Below are 23,326 nucleotides of genomic sequence, written 5' to 3'. Positions count from 1 at the left end.
TGGGGGCGGAAATAAATAAAATCCGCCTACTTTACCAACCACACGCAGCAGCGACAAGGCGCGAACAGGCTCTGCTACGGTGAAAAAGACGTATGTCGCACAAATTTGGGTTAGGCATGTCACTCATGGAGGGGGGTACCCTCAGGCGGCATCTAGACTGGCCGCGCACAATCCCGAAAATTTGCGCCGACAACGGACATAAAATCTAACATTTTCGCGGTGATATCAGCAGTAACGACATGCTCTCCACGGCGCGCTCATTCTACGCTAAATCGGGCCGGACATTCACATTAAACGTGGAACTGCTGTGAATATTTTTTCAGCGTATTCCCAGCGGGTGCCGAGTTGGCAAACAATGCGCCCTGACCGCCACGAACGCCCTTATCCAATAACGTCAGCCACTCTTCCCGAGTACGAACACTGACGGCGCAAACGCGCGTCTTTGTCCCCACACAGGCTTCGGTCAGACTGTGGATAAAAAGTTGATTCTCTGGATGCTGATCGACGCCGCGCACCAGTCCCGGATGCAGCTTAATCACTTCGACTGGGAGCGACTTGATATAGGCGCTGCTCACCAGCGTCAGACCGGCCTGCGCCACCACCAGTCGACAACCCAATCCGGTCAGCTCGGCAATCACCGGGCGAAGACGTCCGAGGTACTGACAGACGTCGGCCTCAGCCAGTTCCAGCAGCAAACGGCGACGCTGCTCCGGAGTATTCTGTTGCAGCGTTTCGCACAGCCAGCGCAAGAATGAAGGTTGCAACAAGGAATCCACGGTGATGGGGATCGCCAGCGTGACGTCGGCATCATCCGCTAGCAGCGCCAGCGTACGGGTGACCAACAGCCGTTCATAGCTGGCGGTGAGGCCGAGCTGACGCACCAGCGGCATATATTCCGCCTCCAGCAGTTCCTGCGTGCCGTCATCGATACGGCTGCTGAGCTCGTAGTGATGCACCCAACCTTCGCAGGTTATCGCCGGTTTTTGGTAGAGACGCGGGCCGCCGCGGGACAGCGTCTCTTCCAGTAGCGTCCGCCACTTTACGCTCCCTCGCCCTTTTTCCGGCACTCGACGATCGAAGACGCACCAGCCGCTGCCGCCTTGCAATACCGCATGGCGAGTGGCGTCCTCCACGTTTTCGATAACCTGATCCACTCGCTGACCGCTACGGTAGGCACAGATGCCGATATGTAAAATATCGTCTTTATCGATGCAAGACGGCGCGGGCAGGCGTTCAGCGTCCCGCACCATCTGTGCGGCGATGCCGTCCGCTTCTTTTAACGTACGATGCGGCAGCAGCACGGCGAGGTCGCTCTGGTGATAGCGGGCCAACAGTGCGGCCGGATAGCGCCGAACGAACAACGCGAGCTGATTAATCAGCGCCGCGCAGTACTCCGCCAGCGAACTGTCATAACCGTGAGTGCCTTGCAGGGTCTCGAAATCCGGCAGTCGGACCATCATCACCACGCCGTGCGTGCCGACGGACTCCGGATCCTCCAGCTGCGTCGCCAGTTGATTATCGAAGAAAAACCGGTTATTCAAACCGGTCTCCGCGTCCTGTGCGGCAAAGGCGCGGATTAGCGTATCCACCCGTCCCTTGGCTTCCCGGGCCTCCATTAAATCGCCCAACAACTTGTCGAGCGCGCCGCTGGCGCTGACCGGCCATTCGCGGCCGGAGCCGTGCGGCACCACTTCGCTGTCGCCGTAGAGAATACGCTGCGCGCGCTCTTCAAGCCGCTCCTGCCCTGCCATCTGCCGCCGCAGCCAGCGCACGGCATAAAAGATGGCGACCGACATCACCAGCATCACCACCATAACGGACAGAAACGAGAACAGATAACGCGGGGAGCCCATCAGCGGATCGACGTAGATTATTTTCAGCGAGATATTGGGATGCTGCATGAGCGACATTTGCGCCCGGCGATACATAATCGTCCGGTCATCGGGCTTGTCTTCCGGCAGGCTGACGACATCGCTGCTGTCCAACCCCTGCTGGATTTCCAGCTCGACAATCCCCAGGCTCCTCATCACCGGCGGCAGCCATGCGATGATCTCGCTGGGCGAGTTCAACAGCAGCGCCTGATCGACGCTGGTCGCCACCGCTTTAAGTTGATGCTCCATGCGTTTCTGACCGTAGTAAACGAAGCTGGAGATGCTGCTGACGAACATCAGTACGATGGCCAATAGGGTCAGCGTCGTCATCAGCATCGAAAGTTTGGTGGTCAATCTCATCCTTGGGTCTTTCACTCCTACGGCTATAACCGGATTAATGCGGCACCGGGACAGGCGCCTGTCCCTTGCGGTTTATCAGTGCATGTCATGTCTATTACCAATATAGTCATTACCTGATTTCCCTCTACCTATTTGTTCGCTCCCCAAAAGGAGGTAATGCTATGCAGGCTCTGATTCTCGAACAGCACCAGGGTAAAACGGTGTCTGAAGTCCGTACCATCGACCCGACGCAACTGCCGGAAGGGAACGTGACTGTCGATGTATCCTGGTCGAGCATCAACTATAAAGATGCACTGGCTATCACAGGCCAAGGCAAAATCATCCGCCAGTTTCCGATGGTGCCCGGCATTGACTTCGCGGGCACCGTGCTCAACAGCGACGATGCCGCCTTCGCCGTCGGTCAGCCTGTCATTCTGACCGGCTGGGGCGTTGGCGAAAATCATTGGGGCGGACTGGCGCAGTCGGCTCGAGTGAATAGCGACTGGCTGGTTGCGCTGCCCGAAGGACTTTCGGCACGTCAGGCCATGATCATAGGCACCGCAGGATTTACCGCCATGCTGTGCGTCATGGCATTGGAAGATGGCGGCGTCACGCCTGCGGACGGCGAGATTATCGTCACCGGCGCCAGCGGCGGCGTGGGCAGCACCGCGATAGCCCTGCTCCACGCGCTGGGGTATCAGGTGTCCGCACTGAGCGGTCGAGCGGAAAACGCCGATTATCTGCGGCAGTTGGGCGCAGAGCAGGTGCTTGACCGACAGGAATTCACCGCCGCGCCGCGTCCGCTGGAGAAGCAGCGTTGGGCCGGCGCTATCGATACCGTGGGCGATAACGTGCTGGCGACGCTGCTCGCGCAGATGAATTACGGCGCGACGGTCGCCGCCTGCGGTCTGGCTGGCGGTATCGCGCTGCCAACCACCGTCATGCCGTTCATTCTGCGCAACGTACGGTTACAGGGGGTGGACTCTGTCATGGCGCCGCCGCCGCGCCGTCAAGAAGCCTGGAAACGGTTGGCCGAACTGCTGCCCGCGTCATTCTATGAACAGATCGCCAAAGAGATCTCATTGGCAGAGGTTCCCGCCGCCGCGGCCGATCTCATCGCTAACCGCGTAACCGGTCGGACACTGGTGAAACTGCGTTAAATTCGCCCGAAGCCCCTTCTCTGCAGACCACCCTATCCCGGGTGGTCTTTGCTTATAGCGCGCAGACCCCGAAAAAATTTTCTTGTTAACGCCGAATCTCTGCGCGGCAGAATCATCTATACATTAAGAACCGCGTTATTGGGAGCGTGCGACCTATCCTTGTGACGCGGAGCCGTGGGAAACGGCTTAGAAACATTGGGGAGGACCCGTTTACTCACGGCGCTCGCCTCGTTTTACTCACACACGACGTTCCAACACCCGCGGAGATGGATCTCAGTCATCATGCGGCACACGTTCTGTGCGCCGCGCGTCAAGTCACTACACTGGCATAAAGGCGGAAGACCATGAAAAAAAATCGCACGCCGACCGAAGCTGATGTCACACCGGAAACCCTATTCCACCAGCGCCGCCGGCTACTGAAATTTCTGGGCATCACGACCGCAAGCCTCTCGTTGCCGATGTCCGCGCAGGCAGACCTGCTGTCCTGGATCAAAGGTGACCAACGGCCCAAGGCGTCTCCCGGCAAGCCGCTCACCTTCAATCAGCCGCCGGACTGGCGCTTGAATCTGCCGTTGACGCCGGAAGACAAAGTCACCGGATACAACAACTTTTACGAGTTCGGACTGGATAAAGCGGACCCGGCGGCCAACGCGGGCGGCCTGAAAACAGAAGGTTGGAAAATCGAGATCGACGGCGAAGTCGCCAAACCCATCACGCTGGATATGGATGATATTCTCAGGCGCTTCACGCTGGAAGAGCGCATTTATCGCTTCCGCTGCGTCGAAGCCTGGTCGATGGTCGTCCCGTGGATTGGTTTCCCTCTCTCCCAACTGATCGCCTTCGCCAATCCGACCGGCAACGCACGCTATGTCGCTTTTCAGACGCTCTACGATCCCGAACAGATGCCAGGGCAGAAGGACAGCTTTATCGGCGGGGGGTTGAACTACCCCTACGTCGAAGGGCTGCGGATGGATGAGGCGATGAATCCGCTGACGTTGATCGCCGTCGGCGTTTACGGCAAAACGCTGCCGCCGCAGAACGGCGCGCCGCTGAGGCTGATGGCGCCGTGGAAGTACGGCTTCAAAAACATCAAATCCATTGTGAAAATCCGTTTTACTCACGATCGTCCCCCCTCCACCTGGAACTTATCGGCGCCGAACGAGTACGGTTTTTACGCTAACGTGAATCCGCACGTCGACCACCCGCGCTGGTCACAGGCGACGGAACGTGTGATCGGCGCGGGCGGTATTCTCGATGTACAGCGGCAACCGACCCTGCTATTCAATGGATATGCCGACCAGGTGGCCTCGCTGTACCGAGGTCTGGATTTGCGGGCGAACTTCTGAATGATACGAGCACGATCGTGCCCAACACGTGGAGTCAGCGTCGAATGCGTTTGAAACCCCAACATCTGTTTTGGATCAAAGTGCTGATTCATCTGGCGGGAATTTTGCCGTTACTGTGGCTGTTTCTGACCGTAAGTCAGGGATGGCTGAGCGCCGATCCGGCGAAGGATATCCAGCATTTTACCGGCAGAACCGCGCTGAAATGGCTCTTGGCCACACTGGCGATAGCGCCGCTGGCCCGCTACGGCAAACAGCCGCTGCTGATGCGCTGCCGACGCCCCGTCGGCCTGTGGTGCTTCGCCTGGGCAACGCTGCATCTGACAAGCTATGCGCTGCTGGAATTAGGACTGAGTCATCTTTCGCTGCTGGTCAGCGAGCTGTTCTCCCGGCCCTACCTCACACTCGGCATCGTCAGCTGGATCATCCTGCTGGCACTGGCGCTGACGTCTACGCAAGCGATGATGCGTAAGTTGGGATCCCGCTGGCAAAAATTACACAACGCGCTTTATCTGGTCGCTATTCTAGCCCCCATCCACTACATTTGGTCGGTTAAAACGTTGTCTCCGCAACCTATTTTCTATACTCTTCTGGCCCTCATTTTGTTACTGATGCGTTATAAAAAATTTCGCCAGTGGTGGCGCTGAAGCCACGTGGCACCACGGCGTGATAAAAGCGCCGGTACAGGCGCCGCCGGAGCCGCGATGATCATCTCCGCAGATAAGGCCACTATTTGGCTGCTAATTGCAACGAAATGGTTATAATGCCCGACTTTGTTTTTAGGCATCGGACAATTTGCACCGAGAAAGGTGACAAACGAATAGCTTCGCGCTATTTTGTGCAGCACGAAGCGAATCGCGGGAGATAGCAGCATAATGGTCGATAAATTCAACATTTTGCTTTTGAACGGTCCGAACCTGAATCTTCTGGGCACCCGCGAGCCTGAGAAGTATGGCCATACCACGTTGACGGAAATCGTTAACGGATTGGAACAAGAAGCGCTGGCGCTGAACGTTCAGCTGTCGCATCTGCAGTCCAACGCGGAGCACACGCTGATCGACCGCATTCATCAGGCCAGAGGCAACACCGACTTCATTCTGATCAACCCAGCGGCGTACACCCATACCAGCGTTGCGCTGCGGGATGCGCTGCTGGCGGTCGCCATCCCCTTTATCGAAATTCATCTGTCCAACGTGCACGCACGTGAACCCTTCCGCCACCACTCCTATCTGTCCGATGTGGCAGTCGGGGTCATTTGTGGCCTGGGGGCAGATGGTTATAGCTACGCTTTACAGACGGCGGTGAAACGCCTGTCAATCTCCAATTAACAAGAGTACGGAACCCCATTCATGGATATTCGTAAAATCAAGAAACTGATTGAACTGGTTGAAGAATCCGGCATCGCCGAACTGGAAATTTCCGAAGGTGAAGAGTCAGTACGTATCAGCCGTTCCCCTGCCGCACCGGCTTACCCGATGATGCAACAGGCCTATGCGCCGATGCAGCCTCAGCCTGCACTGACCGCTACCGTGGCCGAAGCGCCGGTAGCCGAAGTCGCCGCAGCACCTGCCGCTGTCAGCGGTCATATCGTACGTTCGCCAATGGTAGGAACCTTCTACCGTACGCCAAGCCCGGAAGCGAAAGCTTTTGTGGAAGTCGGCCAGCAGGTTAACGTCGGCGATACGCTGTGCATCGTCGAAGCCATGAAAATGATGAACCAAATCGAAGCAGATAAAGCAGGCGTGGTGAAAGCCATTCTGTTGGAAAGCGGTCAACCGGTTGAATTTGACGAGCCGCTGGTTGTCATCGAATAACGGGGCGTACCATGCTAGATAAAATTGTTATCGCTAACCGTGGTGAGATCGCGCTGCGTATTTTGCGTGCCTGCAAAGAGCTGGGCATCAAAACCGTAGCCGTGCACTCCACGGCGGATCGTGACCTGAAACACGTATTGTTGGCTGACGAAACCGTGTGTATCGGCCCTGCGCCGTCCACCAAAAGTTATCTGAACATTCCCGCGCTGATCTCAGCCGCTGAAATCACCGGCGCGGTGGCTATCCACCCCGGTTACGGCTTCTTGTCCGAAAACGCCGACTTCGCCGAACAGGTTGAGCGTTCCGGCTTTATTTTCATCGGCCCGCGCGCCGACACCATTCGCCTGATGGGCGACAAAGTGTCCGCGATCAGCGCGATGAAAAAAGCGGGGGTTCCTTGCGTCCCAGGTTCCGACGGTCCTCTGGGCGATGATATGGAAAAGAACCGCGCCTTTGCTAAACGCATCGGTTACCCGGTGATTATCAAAGCCTCCGGCGGCGGCGGCGGACGCGGTATGCGCGTCGTACGCAGCGATAAAGAGCTGGAACAGTCCATTTCCATGACCAAGGCGGAAGCCAAGGCCGCGTTTAACAACGATATGGTCTACATGGAAAAATACCTGGAAAACCCACGCCACGTGGAAATCCAGGTACTGGCGGACGGTCAGGGCCAGGCGATCTATCTGGCTGAACGTGACTGCTCTATGCAGCGCCGTCACCAGAAAGTGCTGGAAGAAGCGCCAGCGCCGGGCATCACCAGCGAACTGCGTCGTTACATCGGCGAACGCTGCGCGAAGGCCTGCGTGGACATCAACTACCGCGGTGCCGGTACGTTCGAATTCCTGTATGAAAACGGCGAGTTCTATTTCATCGAAATGAACACCCGTATTCAGGTAGAACATCCGGTCACCGAAATGGTCACTGGCGTAGACCTGATCAAAGAGCAGCTGCGCGTCGCCGCCGGTCTGCCGCTGTCGATCAAACAGGAAGAAGTTCATGTCCGCGGCCATGCGATCGAGTGTCGTATTAATGCGGAAGATCCAAACACCTTCCTGCCTAGCCCGGGTAAAATCACGCGTTTCCACGCGCCGGGCGGCTTTGGCGTTCGTTGGGAATCGCACATCTACGCGGGCTATACCGTGCCGCCGTATTACGATTCCATGATCGGCAAGCTGATTACCTATGGCGAAAGCCGCGACGTGGCGATCTCCCGTATGCGTAATGCGCTGGCGGAACTGATCATCGACGGCATCAAGACGAACATCGAACTGCAGTTGAAGATCCTGAACGACGAAAACTTCCAGCATGGTGGCACTAACATCCACTATCTGGAGAAAAAACTCGGCCTGCAGTAATTCCCCGCAGACGAGAGAAAAGGCCGATCGACCGCTTTCAGGCAGTCGATCGGCCTCGTTCTTTAGTTCACCGAGCCAACAGAAAAATAACGATTATTCAGCTAATTACTGCTCCGTATTCCCTATTCCTCTACTCAGAAACGCGCCTGTTTATCCCCCACCATGCATACGTAGACGCGAATTCCTGCTAGGCAATGCGCTCACATCCCGTAAAATCCCCTGTTTTGCACACGCCATACTGATGAATACCGATTGGGTTGTATAACAAGATGGATAAACGTTTTCTTCAGGCACACCGGGAAGCGCGCTGGGCGCTGAGCCTGACGCTGGGTTACCTACTGCTGTGGATTGCCGCCGCGTATCTGCCGGGTAACGACGCCGGCATCACGGGACTGCCGCACTGGTTCGAGATGTCGTGCCTGCTGCTGCCGCTGGTCTTTATCATTCTCTGCTGGCTGATGGTCCGCCATCTGTTCCGCGATATTTCGCTGGAGGATGAGGATGCATAGCCAGATCGTCATTCCCCTCATCGCCTACCTGCTGCTGGTGTTCGGGCTGTCCGTTTACGCCTATACCCGCCGCCAGCAGGGCAATTTCCTGCGCGAATATTTTCTCGGCAACCGGTCTATGGGCGGCTTCGTTCTGGCCATGACCTTGATTGGCACCTATGTGAGCGCCAGCTCTTTCATCGGCGGTCCCGGCGCCGCGTATAAATATGGTCTGGGCTGGGTGCTGCTGGCGATGATTCAAGTGCCGACCATGCTGCTTTCACTCAGTATTCTGGGGAAAAAGTTCGCGATTTTGGCGCGACGTTATAACGCGATCACGCTCAACGACATGTTGTACGCCCGTTACGGCAGCCGGCTGCTAGTTTGGTTCGCCAGCCTCAGTCTGCTGGTCGCGTTCATCGGCGCCATGGCCGTGCAGTTTATCGGCGGAGCCGTCTGCTCGAAACGGCGGTCGGTATTCCCTACGACACCGGACTGCTGATTTTCGGCGTGACCATCGCGCTGTATACCGCCTTTGGCGGCTTTCGGGCCAGCGTACTCAACGACGCCATGCAGGGCATCGTGATGCTGGTAGGCACGTTACTGTTAGTGGTCGGCGTGATTTATACCGCGGGCGGCCTGCCCGTTGCCGTGGAAAAACTGCGCCACATCGATCCGGCGCTGGTCTCCCCGCACGGTCCCGGCGATGTGCTTTCCGGGCCGTTCATGACCTCGTTCTGGCTACTGGTGTGCTTCGGCGTCATCGGTCTGCCGAACACGGCGGTGCGCTGTATCTCCTATCGGGATAGCAAAGCGCTGCACCGCGGCATCATCATCGGCACCATCGTCATTACCCTGCTGATGCTCGGCATGCATCTGGCCGGAGCGCTGGGGAGAGCGATTCTGCCCAACCTCACTATCCCCGACCAGGTTTTGCCTGAGCTGATGATCGCCGTGCTGCCTCCGCTGGCCGCCGGTATTTTTCTGGCGGCGCCGATGGCGGCGATTATGTCCAACATCAATGCGCATCTGCTACAGGCGTCTGCAACCATCGTAAAAGATTTATATCTCAGCGTTCGCCCCCAGCGGGCCGCCGACGAAAGGTACATTAAACACCTGTCCAGCCTGACCACGCTGGTGCTGGGACTGTTGGTCGTACTGGCCTCCTGGCGTCCGCCTGAAATGATCATCTGGCTTAATCTGCTGGCGTTCGGCGGGCTGGAGGCCGTATTCCTGTGGCCACTGGTGCTCGGACTGTATTGGGAGCGCGCCAACGCGACGGGCGCGCTCAGCGCCATGCTAGGGGGCGCGATCTGTTATACCCTGCTGGCCAGTTTCAAAATTCAATCGGGCGGATTCCATCCGATCGTCCCCGCTCTGGCGTTAAGCCTGCTGGCATTTATTATTGGTAACCGGTTCGGGCACGCTGCGCCCGCCGCCGTTACTTCATCCGACGTTAAGTAAGAGGCCGTTATGCCGTGGATTCAACTCAAAATTAATACTTCCGGCGCACATGCCGAACCCCTGGGAGACGCGCTGGTCGAAAGCGGCGCGGTATCTGTCACGTTTCAGGACACCCACGATACGCCAGTGTTTGAGCCGCTGCCGGGCGAAACCCGCCTGTGGGGCGATACGGACGTGATCGGCCTGTACGATGCCGAGACCGACATGAAGGTCGTCGTCGCGATCCTGGAACAGGAACCGCTGCTGGGCACGGGTTTCAAACACAAAATCGAGCAGTTGGAAGATAAAGACTGGGAGCGTGAATGGATGGATAACTTCCATCCCATGCAGTTCGGCGAACGGTTGTGGATTTGCCCCAGCTGGCGCGATATCCCCGATCCGGATGCGGTCAACGTGATGTTGGACCCCGGTCTGGCCTTCGGCACCGGCACCCACCCCACTACCGCGCTGTGCTTGCAGTGGCTGGACGGTCTCGACCTGCAAGGTAAAACCGTCATCGACTTCGGCTGTGGCTCCGGCATTCTGGCTATCGCCGCGCTGAAGCTGGGCGCCGCCCGCGCTATCGGCATTGATATCGACCCGCAGGCCATTCAGGCCAGCCGCGATAATGCCCAGCGCAACGGCGTGTCTGAGCGTCTGGAACTGTATCTGCCGAAAGACCAGCCGGAAGCGCTATCCGCCGACGTGGTCGTCGCCAACATTCTGGCAGGTCCTCTGCGAGAATTAGCGCCCCTGATCGGCGACTTACCCAAAGCGGGTGGTCATCTTGGACTCTCCGGCGTGCTGGCGACACAGGCCGCCAATGTATCTGAAGCCTATCAGGAGAAGTTCGAGCTTGATCCTGTGGCGGAAAAAGAGGAGTGGTGCCGGATCACTGGTATCAGAAAGGCGCACTAAACGCGCCTGAATCCTTGGCGGGGCGCCATTCCGTGCGTTCCGCCTCTTTATCACCCCTCTCTCCCCACCGTTTAACCACACGCCGCATGACGCAGCGTTAGTCAGGCTATTTGATGACAAAAGGAATATTGCAGTGATTCATCGCAACTTGAAACCCATTCTGCTGGCGGCGGGGCTTTTCGCCGCCGGGACATTCGCCGTTAGCGCGCACTATCCATTGAGCGATATCGATCTCTCTCAGGCACGAGCCGGTTTTCAGACCGAGCTCGTCAAAGATACGCTGGAACGCGACGGCGAGGCTGAGACGCCGCCAGTGGAGCTGTTTAAGACCATACATTATCCGTCGCCCGTGGGCGAACTGGTCGCCTATCTGACGCCCGACCCCAAAGATGGCAAGCGGCATCCGGCCGTGGTGTGGGCCCACGGGGGTTATGGCGGTATAGGAAGCTTCCTTTGGGAACCTCAGGACGCCGACAACGATCAAAGTGGGCGCGCATTCCCAGAGGCCGGCATCGTTACGATGATGCCAAGCTGGCGCGGGGAAAATGACAATCCCGGCAAGTTCGAGATGTTTTACGGCGAGATTGACGATTTACATGCCGCGAGAGACTATCTGGCTAAACTTCCTTACGTTGATCCCAACCGCATCTATCTCGTCGGCCACAGCACTGGCGGGACGATGACGCTTTTGGGAAACGAGTATCAACATGGTTTCCGCGCAGCGTTTTCACTTGGGGGCGTGCCTGATTTAGCATTGAGATTGAGTCGCGGCCCCACCGCCGTCGGCCCTTCCTTCAACACCCAAAACCCGCGAGAGTTTTACCTGCGCTCGCCTCGCACTTTTATCACGCACCTCAAATCGCCAACTTACTATTTCGAAGGCAGCGATAATTACTGGGAATATTCATTGCCCCAGATGGAGAAGGATGCGCAAAACGCGGGCGTTCCCTTTCATGCCTATAGCGTGCCGCGCGGCGACCACTTTTCTATCATCCTGCCGGTCACGCGTCTCATTGCCCAAAAAATTCTGCACGATACCGGGGTGCGGCCGCACATCGAATTTTCCCCCGCTGACATCGAACATATCAGCCGGGAAATTGACGCGGCGATAGACGAAACCGACCAAGAATAGGAACCAGCCGCTACTGCGATGACAGAAATCAGGAGCACGCTATTGCCGTCGTCAGACCGATAGATTGCTCCTCTTTAGGCTGAATATGGTGCATTTTTCACTACCAATTGCCTTCATTACCCCACGAATCGCTCCCTGACATCGCCCTATCGCGTTCTTTTCACTTCTAATCGACCTTTGTCGACAGTGTGGTCCACCGGTAACGAAATGACATAACAACATGATATGTATAGGTAAAATGAAATATTCTTTTGACGAAATATCATTTTATTGATCTGTTACGCGTAATTGCTCAAAGTTTGGCCTTTCCTATCGCGTGAAAAATGCGTAATATACGCGCCCTTGCAGACACAGTATGGTCACTCTTTGTCTATGCACATTGGACAATTTCAGCTTCCCAATCGTTTGATAGCCGCCCCGATGGCTGGTATTAGCGATCGCCCATTCAGAGCACTCTGTCACATGATGGGCGCTGGAATGACGGTGTCCGAAATGCTCTCTTCCAATCCGGAAGTGTGGCGTTCGGATAAGTCCCGCTTGCGCATGGTGCATAGCGATGAACCTGGTATCAGAGCCGTGCAGATTGCCGGCAGCGATCCGGGGGAGATGGCCGCGGCCGCCAGCATCAATGCTGAGTTCGGCGCGCAGATCATCGACATCAATATGGGATGTCCAGCCAAGAAAGTGAACCGCAAGATGGCGGGGTCTGCATTACTGCAGCATCCTGATCTGGTGAAACAGATCCTGACGGCGGTAGTGGAAGCGGTAGACGTACCGGTGACACTGAAAATTCGTACGGGCTGGTCTCCAGAGCACCGCAACTGTGTACAAATTGCCAGATTGGCTGAAGATTGTGGTATCCAGCTCTCACCATCCATGGACGAACACGTACGTGCTTGTTCAATGGCGAAGCCGAGTACGACAGCATTCGGACAGTTAAGCAGGCCGTCGGCATTCCCATCATTGCGAATGGCGACATTACTGACCCGCATAAAGCCAGAGCGGTTCTTGATTACACCGGGGCCGATGCCTGATGATAGGACGGGCCGCTCAGGGAAGACCCTGGATCTTTCGGGAAATCCAGCATTATCTGGACACAGGGGAGCTGCTGCCACCCTTGCCACTGGCAGAGGTTAAGCGCTTGCTGATCGGGCACATACGGGAATTGCATGACTTTTATGGTCAAGGCAAGGGATTCCGTATCGCTCGTAAGCACGTTTCCTGGTATCTCCAGGAACATGCCCCGGACGACCAGTTTAGGCGCACATTCAACGCCATTGAGGATGCCAGCGAACAGCTGGAGGCGTTGGAGGCATATTTTGAAAATCTTGCGTAAACAGAAAAAGAGCTGACAGAACTATGTTCGAACAACGCGTGAATTCTGACGTACTGACCGTTTCCACCGTAAACTCTCAGGCTCAGGTAACCCAAAAACCCCTGCGCGACTCGGTTAAACAGGCACTGAAGAACTATTTTGCTCAACTGAACGGTCAGGATGTGAATGACTTGTATGAGCTGGTACTAGCTGAAGTTGAGCAACCACTGTTGGACATGGTGATGCAATACACTCGCGGTAACCAGACCCGTGCAGCACTGATGATGGGTATCAACCGCGGCACTTTGCGTAAGAAACTGAAAAAATACGGCATGAACTGATTACGTTCAGCATCCGTGTTTCACAAGGCGTTGATGAGCGATCATCAACGCCTTTTTTGTGTCTGTTTTCCGCCGGACTGCCCTGCGCTTTGCCATAATGACGTCATCTGCGTGGCGCTAAACGTTGACCGACAGGTTGAAGATGAGATGCCACAACATGCTATGAACAAGGCAACCAACTGACCGGGAGCGACATACCGATGGAAAACAAGTTCACTCAGGCAGGCGACTTTAACGAAACGCGCTTTTGGACCAAGATCGTCGGCTACGCCAAAAAAGCCGGGAGCGAGGTCATTGAGAAAGCGCTATGGCTCTACTTCGCAGCGCAACGGCCTGATACGCCCGTTTGGGCCAAAACCACCATCTACGCTGCTTTGGCGTATTTCGTGCTGCCTGTAGACGCCATTCCGGATGCGCTGCCGGTGGTGGGATTTACCGACGATCTGGGTGTTTTAGCCGGCGCGCTAGGCACCGTCAGCCTGTATATCAACGATGAGGTCAAACAGCAGGCACGCGATAAACTCGCCGATTGGTTCGACTGAGCATCAGCACCGAGTGAGTTAGATTCACGATACGCGGGAAGAAACCAGGCGGGGTAAGGCGTGCCGGAGATGCTCTCCGGCACGCGTCAGCATTAATGCTGCAGGCGCTGTTGAGAATAATCGAGGTAATTACGCCTGTAGCGGCTGCAATCAGCACGTAGTTGCCATCGATATAGGCCCAATGCTGGCCTGACGGCGGCTGTCTCAAACCGCGAGCACGCCAGTCGTTGACACGATAGTCGTTGCCGCGGTAACGACTCGGAGCCGGTTTGCCCCTTCTGAAATCGTGACCATTGGAAACGAAGTGGTCACGGTCGCCGCCACGTTGTACGTGAGCCTGCTGCCGACCCGGTTCGCCGTGGCCGCCACGGTTAGGCTGACCGCCAGCATGATCATCGCGTCCGCCATGCTGTTGGCTTCCCGGCCCCTGCTGCCATTGCTTCCCGTCCTGATGATCCGGACCTGCTGCAAAAGAGACGGATGAGAGCAGGCTACTTGCGGTAAATACCGTCATTACCATTGCCAACGTAATTTTTTTCATAACTGACTTCCTCGAATGGTCCTGCCTTATAGTAAGCAGATTACACAGCACTATCGTCCACACTACGGCAGTCTTGAATAACGAAATGTCTTAATTCGTGCTTTCTTAACTAGTTTTACCCTGTTTAGCGAATTCTTAACACATCAGTACATCCACGCGTCATTTTCGCCCTTTCTTACCGCTCAAAGTTCATACAGACAGTGTAGTCGATGAAGATTTCGTGCGAGATCCGCCCGTTGGCTAACATGAAATTCCCTCAATTATGTTGAGGGAATTTCATCTAATAGGAGGATTAGTTCCATGATAATCTCTGTCGACTAGAATAATTAAGAAGGGATTTTATATTCATGACAACCATTCAGACGCAACGCGCCCCATTCCGTGCCGACGTAGTAGGGAGCTATCTTCGTCCTCAGTATCTGCATGATGCCAGAGCACAATTTACCCAGGGTAACCTTTCCGCCGAAGAGCTGCAGGCCGTTGAAGACAAAGCCATCACAGAACTGGTCGAAAAACAGAAAGCGGCCGGTTTGCAGGTGATTACCGACGGTGAGTTTCGTCGCAGCTGGTGGCACCTCGACTTCATGTGGGGCCTGAACGGCGTGGAAAAAACCATCATCGCCAAGGGCTACGCGTTTGCGGACAAAGAAACCCGTCCGGAAACGGCGCGCCTTTCCGGGAAGATCTCCGGTGAGAACCATCCGTTCATCGAACATTTCAAATTCCTGCTTCAATTCGCAGAACCCGGTATCACCCCGCGACTGACCGTTCCGTCCGCCGCACAGTTCCTGGCCGAGCTGCAGCGTCCCGACAACAAAGCCAAGACGCTGGAGTTTTACCCGACTGAAGAGGCGCTGGTGCAGGATATCGCTAACGCCTACCAGACCTTTATCAAAGAGCTGTATGCCGCAGGTTGTCGCAATCTACAGTTGGATGACTGCACCTGGGGCATGCTGGTCGACCCGAAATTTGCGGGCGGCGGCGGTGCCGATACGCCAAACTCTACGGGCTGCGGCTGTGGTCATCACGCAGAACCGGTTGAAGGCAGCAAAGTCCACACGCTGGCCGAGCTGTATTTGAAGGTCAATAACGCAAGCGTGGAAGGCGCGCCGGAAGACCTGGTGCTGACGACGCACGTATGCCGTGGCAACTATGCCTCTTCGTGGGCCGCCAGCGGTGGTTACCAGCCAGTCGCAAGCGTGCTGTTCGGCCGTGAAAATGTCGCTGCTTACTATCTGGAGTTTGATACCGAACGCGCCGGTGACTTCTCTCCGCTGGCTCAGGTATCAGGCGATAAGCAGGTTGTTCTGGGACTGATCTCCTCCAAGTTCGGCGAACTGGAAGACAAGCAGGCGGTGATTGATCGCATCAAGGAAGCCGCCCAATTCTTACCGCTGGAGCGCCTGTGTCTCAGCACTCAGTGCGGTTTCGCCTCAACAGAAGAAGGCAACGAGATCACCGAAGCACAGCAGTGGGCGAAAATCGCGTTGGTCAAAGAGATCGCTGACGCCGTCTGGGGTTAACGGGCAGTCATCGCCATCACACCCAGATCACAGGGACGGAGTTGTCCGTCCCTTTTTCTTTGTTTCCCCGCTCTACGCACCGACACCGCCCCCCATTGTGGAAAAAACCGCCACAGCACACTATATTTATGCTTTGTTGCTATAAACCATCACCTTATGTGATTAGCAATGCGTGGTGATATCACGTAGATTCTCGCCGCTCGGCCTCATCAACATGTAGGTTGTTGTCTCCCCCGTTTTTGTAGGAACCACGATGAAAAAAATCAGCGTTGCATTACTGACTGGCGCGTTACTTGTCACCAGTGCTCTGGTACAGGCGCAGGACGATCTCAGCACCATCAAGGCTGCGGGCGTCATCAAATTCGGCACGGAAGGGACCTATGCGCCTTACACCTATCACGATAAATCGGGAAAATTGGTCGGTTTTGATGTGGAAATTGGCCGAGCGGTAGCCGAAAAAATCGGCGTTAAGGCCGAGTTTGTTGAAGGACGTTGGGATGGATTGATCGCCGGGCTAAGCGCAGGCCGCTATGATGCCGTCGTTAACCAGGTCGGCATCACTCCCGAACGCCAGGTGAAATTCGATTTCTCCAAACCCTATATCGATGCTAAGTCTGTGCTGGTTGTCCGCAACGACAACACCACCATCAAGACGTTTGCCGATCTTAAAGGCCACAAATCCGCACAGAGCCTGACCAGCAATTACTCGAAGCTGGCGACGCGTTATGGCGCCGACATCGTGCCTACCGACGGGTTTAACCAGTCGCTGGATCTCGTGCTGAGCGGCCGCGCCGATGCGACGCTGAACGATAATCTGTCGTTCCTCGACTTCAAAAAACAGAAGCCGGATGCCAAAGTGAAAGTCGCCGCCACCGCGGAAAGCGGCGATCCTTCCGCCATTCTGGTGCGTAAGGGACAAGCCCCGCTGGTCGAGGCCATCAACCACGCGCTGGACCAGATCAAAGCGGATGGCACGTATAAAACGATTTCTGTGCGATACTTCGGGGAAGATGTTTCCCAGTAACTGCAAAGATATCGGAGTTTTTTAGATGCCACCCTGGCTACAACTCATGGCAGACTCCTTCTGGAGTCTGCTTTCTGCTGGACTGAAGTTCACCGTTCCTCTGGCTATTATCTCTTTCATTCTTGGACTTGCCGTCGGGATTATCGTTGCCTTGATCCGGCTGTATGGCCCGCGTCCGCTGAAATGGATTGCCGATTTTTATGTCTGGGTAATTCGCGGCACGCCACTGCTGGTGCAACTGTTTCTGATTTTTTACGGGCTGCCCAGCGCCGGTATCACCCTGGATGCGTTTCCTGCCGCGCTGATCGGTTTTACCCTCAATGTCGGGGCCTATAGCTCGGAGATCGTCCGCGGAGCCATACTGTCCGTACCTCAGGGGCAGTGGAACGCGGCCTATTCGCTGGGAATGAAAGGCACTCAGGCCATTCGGTGGGTCATTTTTCCACAATCTGTATTTGTGTCCTTGCCCCCGCTCTCGAATACCTTTATCTCGCTGATCAAAGATACGTCGTTGGCGGCCGTCATCACCGTGCCGGAGATGTTTCTCGCCGCTCAGCGCATCGTCTCAGTCACCTATGAACCGCTCATCATGTACGTTGAAGCCGCGATGATTTACCTGCTGTTCTGTACCATTTTGAGCAAAGTTCAGACACGGCTGGAAAGCTTCTATCAACGGCATAACGTTCGATAGTTGCTCGTTTAACGCCCGGCCTTCCGCGATGCGGTGGGCCAAATAACGCATTCATTCCCTTAATCTTTAAGTCTTCTTTCCACCTTATACGTGACCGTCTTTCTCCCCTCACTCCGCCAAATCCTCTAGCAATTCAATAACAAGTTGCACTAAAAAAGACAACAAACCCGCTATCCATGCACTGATTAAGATCGCGAGACTCAGCAGAATCCGCCGATCACGGCGTCTCGCACCAAAAGCAGGCAAACTTTTTATTACCGTGATTATATTGGTGCAATGCAGTTTAAATTTTGTGTGCTGCCTCACAAAACATCCCGCCGCTATGCCCGAAAGAGACTGTCACGGATTGGCATTAGTTTTGCTTAATCACGCCACGGCACAATGTCCTATGACGGCGCCGGCAGACAGGGCGGATGCAACGCTGCGTCCATTACCACAGCACATAACTCATTAGGCACATAAGATGATAAAAAAATTGATCATGTCTACGCTGGTCGCGGGCGCTTCTCTCTTGGCGGCGATTCAACAGGCCCATGCTGGCGCTACGCTGGATGCCATCCAGAAAAAAGGCTTCGTCCAATGCGGTATCAGCGATGGTTTGCCGGGTTTTTCCTATGCCGATGGCAGCGGAAAATATGCCGGTATTGATGTGGATGTTTGCAGAGGCGTCGCGGCGGCCGTCTTCGGCGATGCCAATAAGGTGAAATTTACCCCGCTGACCGCCAAAGAACGTTTCACAGCGCTGCAGTCAGGCGAAGTGGATGTGCTGTCTCGTAATACGACATGGACCTCTTCGCGTGACGCGGGTATGGGCATGCTGTTCACTGGCGTCGCCTACTACGACGGCATCGGGTTCCTGACTCACAACAAAGCCGGGCTGAAAAGCGCGACAGAGCTGGATGGCGCTACCGTCTGTATTCAGGCAGGCACCGATACCGAACTCAACGTCGCAGACTACTTCAAAACTCACGGCATGAAGTACACGCCGGTGACCTTCGATCGCTCTGATGAAAGCGCCAAAGCGCTGGAGTCCGGCCGCTGCGATACGCTCTCTTCCGACCAGTCACAGCTGTACGCGCTGCGCATCAAATTAGCCAATCCCAACGAATACATCGTGCTGCCTGAAGTCATCTCCAAGGAGCCGCTGGGACCGGTCGTTCGCCGTGGCGACGAAGAGTGGTTCTCCATCGTACGCTGGAGCCTGTTCGCTATGCTGAATGCGGAAGAGATGGGCATCACCTCTCAGAACGTCGATCAGATGCAGGCTAAACCGACAACGCCGGATATGGCGCACCTGCTCGGTAAAGAGGGAAATTACGGCAAAGATCTCAAATTACCCGCCGATTGGGCTTATAAAATCATTAAGCAGGTCGGTAACTACGGCGAAGTCTTTGAACGCAACGTGGGTATGGGCAGCGAGTTGAAAATCAAACGCGGGCTGAATGAATTGTGGACCAAAGGCGGTATCCAATACGCGCCGGTCGTTCGTTAATCTTCCCAGTAAACCGGGCACGGCTTTACCGCCGTGCTCTCGTTTGACGCTATCGAGGCTTCATCATGCTGCAACGCCCAACCGTAAAAGGTGATTTATCACTGACGAATCCTGCGGTGCGCGCCTGGCTTTACCAAATCATCGCGGTCGTCGCTGTACTGGCTTTCGCCGCCTATCTATTACACAACACCATCACCAATCTGGCGCAGCGCGGAATTACTTCCGGCTTTGCTTTTCTGGATAACGCCGCTGGGTTCGGTATTGTCCAGCATCTCATCGACTATCAGCAGGGCGACACTTACGCGCGCGTTTTCATCGTCGGCTTGCTGAATACGTTGTTGGTGTCAGCCATCTGTATTATCTGCGCCTCCCTGTTAGGATTTATGGTCGGCCTGGCCCGACTGTCTGACAACTGGCTGCTGCGCAAGCTATCAACCTTCTATATTGAAACGTTCCGCAATATTCCGCCGCTGCTGCAGATCTTCTTTTGGTACTTTGCGGTACTGCGCAATCTGCCGGGACCACGCCAGGCGGTGAGCGCCCTGGATGCGGTGTTTTTGAGTAACCGTGGATTATATATTCCGGCGGCGGATTTCGGCCCCGGCGCCCTCCCGGCCTTTCTCGCTGTGGTTGTTACGGTAATCGTGACCGTCATCATCGTCCGCAGAAACTTGCGCCATCACCGTGAAACCGGCATCTATCGCCGAAACTGGCCGTGGCCAGTGTTGGTCCTTACGTTACTACTGGGTTTGGCGCACATCACCTTCGGTCGTGCATTGAGCTGGGAACTTCCGGTATTAAGTGGGTTCAACTTCAACGGCGGTCTGGTCATGATCCCCGAACTCGCCGCACTGGCGCTGGCGCTTTCGGTCTATACCTCATCCTTCATCGCCGAAATCATCCGTTCCGGTATTCAATCGGTTGCGCACGGCCAGCATGAAGCGGCGCTTTCGCTAGGGCTGCCAAAAGCGATCACCCTGCGCAAAGTCATTCTGCCGCAGGCAATGCGCGTCATCATCCCTCCCCTGACCAGCCAGTACCTGAACATTGTGAAGAACTCGTCCCTCGCCGCCGCGATTGGCTATCCGGATATGGTGTCGCTATTTGCCGGTACGGTTTTAAATCAGACGGGTCAGGCGATTGAGACCATCGCCATGACGATGTCGGTCTACCTGATTATCAGCCTGCTGATTTCGCTGCTGATGAATATCTATAACCGTAAAATCGCCTTAATTGAGCGCTAGAGGAGCTGGGTGCCCATGATTTCACATACGCCAAATCGCCCAACGCCGATGAGCAGCGCTATCGCTTGGACTCGACGTAATTTGTTTTCCAGCCTTCCCAACAGCCTGCTGACCCTGCTCTGTCTGTGGCTGCTGTGGAAAGGGCTTCCCCCGCTGTTGAACTGGGCGATCTTCGACGCCAACTGGTTAGGCGCGACCCGTAATGACTGTACGCGTGAAGGCGCCTGCTGGGTGTTTATCCACGCTCGCTTCGGCCACTTTATGTATGGCCTCTACCCCACCGAAGAGATTTGGCGCATCAATTTCGCGCTGGTGCTGGCGCTGTTGAGCATTTTCCCCATGTTCTGGAAAGCGATGCCGCATCGCGGTCGTTATATCACGGGATGGTGCGTGGTGTATCCGTTCATCGCCTGGGGCCTGCTGTCCGGGGGATTTGGCGGTATGCCCCACGTAGAAACGCGCCAATGGGGCGGGCTCACGCTCACCCTGATTATCGCCGCCGTGGGAATTGCGGGCGCTTTGCCGCTCGGGATCTTACTGGCACTTGGTCGGCGATCGGAAATGCCCGTCGTCCGTATGCTATGCATTGGATTTATCGAATTCTGGCGCGGCGTACCGCTGATCACCGTTCTATTCATGTCATCCGTGATGCTGCCGCTGTTCCTGACGGAAGGAACCAACATAGACAAACTGTTGCGCGCCTTGGTAGGGGTCATTCTGTTCCAGTCAGCCTACGTCGCGGAAGTGGTGCGCGGCGGCCTTCAAGCATTGCCGAAAGGGCAGTATGAAGCCTCGCAGTCGCTGGCGTTGGGCTATTGGCGGATGCAGTGTCTGGTCATCCTGCCTCAGGCGCTAAAAATGGTTATCCCCGGACTGGTCAACACCATTATCTCGCTATTTAAAGATACCAGTCTGGTGATCATCATTGGGCTGTTCGATCTGTTCAGCAGCATCCAGCAAGCCACGGTCGATCCCGCCTGGCTGGGAATGTCTACCGAAGGCTACGTCTTCGCCGCGCTGATCTACTGGATCTTCTGTTTCAGCATGTCGCGTTATAGCCAACATTTAGAAAGACGGTTTGATACCGGACATCAGTCTCATTGAGGTCATCCATGAATCAGAATGCGTTAACACAATCCGCTGACAACATGATCACGCTGGAAAACGTGAATAAGTGGTACGGTCAGTTTCACGTACTGAAAGACATTAACCTTCAGGTAAAACAAGGTGAGCGTATTGTCCTCTGTGGCCCATCGGGCTCAGGAAAATCAACGACGATCCGCTGTATCAACCATCTGGAAGAACATCAGAAAGGACGTATTGTTGTCGATGGCATCGAGCTGAACAGCGACAGCCGCAACATTGAGAAAATCAGAACGGAAGTCGGCATGGTGTTTCAACATTTCAATCTTTTTCCGCATCTCACGGTTTTGCAGAACTGTACGCTGGCGCCTAGCTGGGTGCATCGCATGCCGAAGAAAGAGGCCGATGCACTGGCGATGCATTATCTGGAACGCGTTCGCATTGCGGCCCATGCGCATAAATATCCGGGGCAATTGTCCGGAGGTCAGCAGCAGCGTGTCGCCATCGCGCGTTCGCTGTGTATGAGACCTAAGATCATGCTGTTTGATGAGCCGACTTCGGCGTTAGATCCCGAAATGGTTAAAGAGGTGCTGGATACCATGCTGGGTTTAGCCGAAGACGGTATGACCATGCTGTGCGTTACTCATGAGATGGGATTTGCTCGTACAGTGGCCAACCGAGTGATCTTTATGGATCAGGGGGAGATCGTCGAACAGGCGCCACCGGATATCTTCTTCTCCAATCCCCGCTCAGAACGTACGCAGGCTTTCCTGGCGCAGATTCTGCATTAAGTCTCTTACGGAGGCTCATTCAGCGCATGAGCCTCGTTTTATCGATCATGCAATCTCCGCTCAATCACCACGTTGATTCCTTGTCTCTACTCGCGATGTGAACCGCTTTTTGTCATACGCCCAGCGAGCGAAGTCTGGTTTCATCTAGTGGATAGCCTTGAATTCTCTGTGGATAAAGCAGACGCATAATCCTGTTAATACCACACCGGTAGATGAAGGGGAGTGATGGCACATCACCGTATCCGTGACCATGAACCAAAACACCTGATGCGCTGTCCCTCAGTTATCGAGTGACCGGCCACTACCGATCTGTGGAGGCACCAGAGATCGGCGGGAAGAACTTGAGCTTGTGTGTGAACGATGAAGTCAGGGATCGCAGAGGCCACGGGAGACATAATGTACAGGAATGAAGGCAGCGTGATTAGCGATCGGTGGCTTGCTCCCGCGATCTCATCACCCCGGCAAGCATCAACGGTAGATACCTTACAGGCCAGCATTATAAAACGTAGCGCAGACCTGACCGGGCGCGGCGTAGCCGCGTCTGGGTCTGAGGTTGGGTTGGGTTGGGTCTGAATGGTGGCGGACATCAGCAGGCTTATCCACCGCATGGCAGCCCTTTCGCGTTTCACGCCAGACTCTTCGCGCGACGCCTCATCGGCGTGGTCAGTACCGAGTCATCACAAAGCAGGGGCAAAAGAGAGTTTAACCTCACTCAGGACTGATACCGGCGGGATAAATAGGTCCAGGTGCAGAATCAAGGGAGCATGGGATCAGGATGGGGAAAGGGAGCAAGCCGTTGAGCAGGAAAGCAGGAATAGGTCATCACAACGGTCTTATGAGCCACGGAGACACTTGCAGAACCCGAATCATGACCAT

Annotated in this window: 18 protein-coding genes and 5 pseudogenes; 21 read left to right on the top strand and 2 right to left on the bottom strand. The window is 55.4% G+C overall.

The annotated features are described in order from the left end of the window. Window positions 1-290 precede the first annotated feature (290 nt). A complete protein-coding gene (csrD, locus tag AU509_RS08410) occupies window positions 291-2,231 on the bottom strand; it encodes an RNase E specificity factor CsrD (RefSeq protein WP_094118125.1) in 1,941 nt (646 codons plus the stop codon). 161 nt (window positions 2,232-2,392) lie between these two features. Between csrD and acuI the strand changes: the two genes are divergently transcribed. The 13 genes and pseudogenes from acuI (at window position 2,393) to AU509_RS08345 (ending at window position 14,061) form a co-directional block, all read left to right on the top strand. Continuing rightward, window positions 2,393-3,370 carry an acrylyl-CoA reductase (NADPH) gene (gene acuI / locus AU509_RS08405; RefSeq protein ID WP_085652991.1) on the top strand — a complete coding sequence of 326 codons (978 nt, stop codon included), beginning with the start codon at window positions 2,393-2,395 and terminating at the stop codon, window positions 3,368-3,370. A gap of 344 nt (window positions 3,371-3,714) precedes the next feature. Then, window positions 3,715-4,716, top strand: a complete 1,002-nt coding sequence (msrP, locus tag AU509_RS08400; protein ID WP_085652990.1) for a protein-methionine-sulfoxide reductase catalytic subunit MsrP — start codon at window positions 3,715-3,717, stop codon at window positions 4,714-4,716. A gap of 44 nt (window positions 4,717-4,760) precedes the next feature. Continuing rightward, window positions 4,761-5,360, top strand: coding sequence for a protein-methionine-sulfoxide reductase heme-binding subunit MsrQ (gene msrQ / locus AU509_RS08395; RefSeq protein ID WP_094118124.1), 600 nt, complete (start codon window positions 4,761-4,763; stop codon window positions 5,358-5,360). Between the two features lie 228 nt (window positions 5,361-5,588). Further along, on the top strand, window positions 5,589-6,041 hold the full coding sequence (aroQ, locus tag AU509_RS08390) for a type II 3-dehydroquinate dehydratase (protein WP_085652988.1): 453 nt from the start codon (window positions 5,589-5,591) through the stop codon (window positions 6,039-6,041). Window positions 6,042-6,062: 21 nt separating this feature from the next. Further along, window positions 6,063-6,527, top strand: coding sequence for an acetyl-CoA carboxylase biotin carboxyl carrier protein (gene accB, locus AU509_RS08385; protein WP_094118123.1), 465 nt, complete (start codon window positions 6,063-6,065; stop codon window positions 6,525-6,527). An 11-nt stretch (window positions 6,528-6,538) separates the two neighbouring features. Then, a complete protein-coding gene (accC, locus tag AU509_RS08380; RefSeq protein ID WP_085652986.1) occupies window positions 6,539-7,882 on the top strand; it encodes an acetyl-CoA carboxylase biotin carboxylase subunit in 1,344 nt (447 codons plus the stop codon). Between the two features lie 269 nt (window positions 7,883-8,151). Further along, a complete protein-coding gene (locus AU509_RS08375; RefSeq protein ID WP_085652985.1) occupies window positions 8,152-8,391 on the top strand; it encodes a YhdT family protein in 240 nt (79 codons plus the stop codon). After that, window positions 8,384-9,834, top strand: a pseudogene (panF, locus tag AU509_RS08370) (sodium/pantothenate symporter). The gene AU509_RS08375 and the pseudogene panF overlap by 8 nt, the downstream one beginning before the upstream one ends. 9 nt (window positions 9,835-9,843) lie before the next feature. Then, a complete protein-coding gene (gene prmA / locus AU509_RS08365) occupies window positions 9,844-10,731 on the top strand; it encodes a 50S ribosomal protein L11 methyltransferase (protein WP_094118122.1) in 888 nt (295 codons plus the stop codon). 133 nt (window positions 10,732-10,864) lie between these two features. After that, window positions 10,865-11,863 carry an alpha/beta hydrolase family protein gene (locus AU509_RS08360; protein ID WP_244201003.1) on the top strand — a complete coding sequence of 333 codons (999 nt, stop codon included), beginning with the start codon at window positions 10,865-10,867 and terminating at the stop codon, window positions 11,861-11,863. A 372-nt stretch (window positions 11,864-12,235) separates the two neighbouring features. Continuing rightward, window positions 12,236-13,199, top strand: a pseudogene (dusB, locus tag AU509_RS08355) (tRNA dihydrouridine synthase DusB). Between the two features lie 23 nt (window positions 13,200-13,222). Continuing rightward, window positions 13,223-13,519 (top strand): DNA-binding transcriptional regulator Fis, encoded by a 297-nt coding sequence (gene fis, locus AU509_RS08350; protein WP_012883002.1) that lies wholly within the window; start codon window positions 13,223-13,225, stop codon window positions 13,517-13,519. A 200-nt stretch (window positions 13,520-13,719) separates the two neighbouring features. Continuing rightward, the gene (locus AU509_RS08345; RefSeq protein ID WP_085652981.1) at window positions 13,720-14,061 is read left to right on the top strand and encodes a YkvA family protein; all 342 of its coding nucleotides are present in this window, start codon (window positions 13,720-13,722) and stop codon (window positions 14,059-14,061) included. Between the two features lie 103 nt (window positions 14,062-14,164). Here the strand turns inward: AU509_RS08345 and AU509_RS08340 are convergent. Beyond that, window positions 14,165-14,602: pseudogene (locus AU509_RS08340) on the bottom strand (RcnB family protein); the annotation flags it as partial. Window positions 14,603-14,949: 347 nt separating this feature from the next. Between AU509_RS08340 and AU509_RS08335 the strand changes: the two are divergent. From AU509_RS08335 to AU509_RS08305, 8 genes and pseudogenes are all read left to right on the top strand, one after another. Further along, entirely contained in the window at window positions 14,950-16,125 is a 1,176-nt protein-coding gene (locus tag AU509_RS08335) for a uroporphyrinogen decarboxylase/cobalamine-independent methonine synthase family protein (RefSeq protein WP_085652979.1), read from the top strand. A gap of 253 nt (window positions 16,126-16,378) precedes the next feature. Next, the gene (locus AU509_RS08330) at window positions 16,379-17,149 is read left to right on the top strand and encodes an amino acid ABC transporter substrate-binding protein (protein WP_085652978.1); all 771 of its coding nucleotides are present in this window, start codon (window positions 16,379-16,381) and stop codon (window positions 17,147-17,149) included. A 25-nt stretch (window positions 17,150-17,174) separates the two neighbouring features. Beyond that, a complete protein-coding gene (locus tag AU509_RS08325; protein ID WP_085652977.1) occupies window positions 17,175-17,840 on the top strand; it encodes an amino acid ABC transporter permease in 666 nt (221 codons plus the stop codon). A gap of 481 nt (window positions 17,841-18,321) precedes the next feature. Continuing rightward, window positions 18,322-19,332: an amino acid ABC transporter substrate-binding protein gene (locus AU509_RS08320; protein ID WP_409359757.1), complete on the top strand. Its 1,011-nt coding sequence runs from the start codon at window positions 18,322-18,324 to the stop codon at window positions 19,330-19,332. Between the two features lie 65 nt (window positions 19,333-19,397). Further along, window positions 19,398-19,950, top strand: a pseudogene (locus AU509_RS19065) (ABC transporter permease subunit); the annotation flags it as partial. A 71-nt stretch (window positions 19,951-20,021) separates the two neighbouring features. Then, a pseudogene (locus AU509_RS19060) lies at window positions 20,022-20,576 on the top strand (ABC transporter permease subunit); the annotation flags it as partial. A 15-nt stretch (window positions 20,577-20,591) separates the two neighbouring features. Continuing rightward, entirely contained in the window at window positions 20,592-21,680 is a 1,089-nt protein-coding gene (locus tag AU509_RS08310) for an amino acid ABC transporter permease (RefSeq protein WP_094118119.1), read from the top strand. A gap of 8 nt (window positions 21,681-21,688) precedes the next feature. Continuing rightward, window positions 21,689-22,450 carry an amino acid ABC transporter ATP-binding protein gene (locus tag AU509_RS08305; protein ID WP_094118118.1) on the top strand — a complete coding sequence of 254 codons (762 nt, stop codon included), beginning with the start codon at window positions 21,689-21,691 and terminating at the stop codon, window positions 22,448-22,450. Window positions 22,451-23,326: the final 876 nt, after the last annotated feature.

Origin of the sequence: Lonsdalea britannica (assembly GCF_002111595.1) — a bacterium.
Lineage (GTDB): Bacteria > Pseudomonadota > Gammaproteobacteria > Enterobacterales > Enterobacteriaceae > Lonsdalea > Lonsdalea britannica.
Note: the sequence above shows the minus strand (reverse complement) of the source record. Positions and strands in the feature narration are given on the sequence as shown.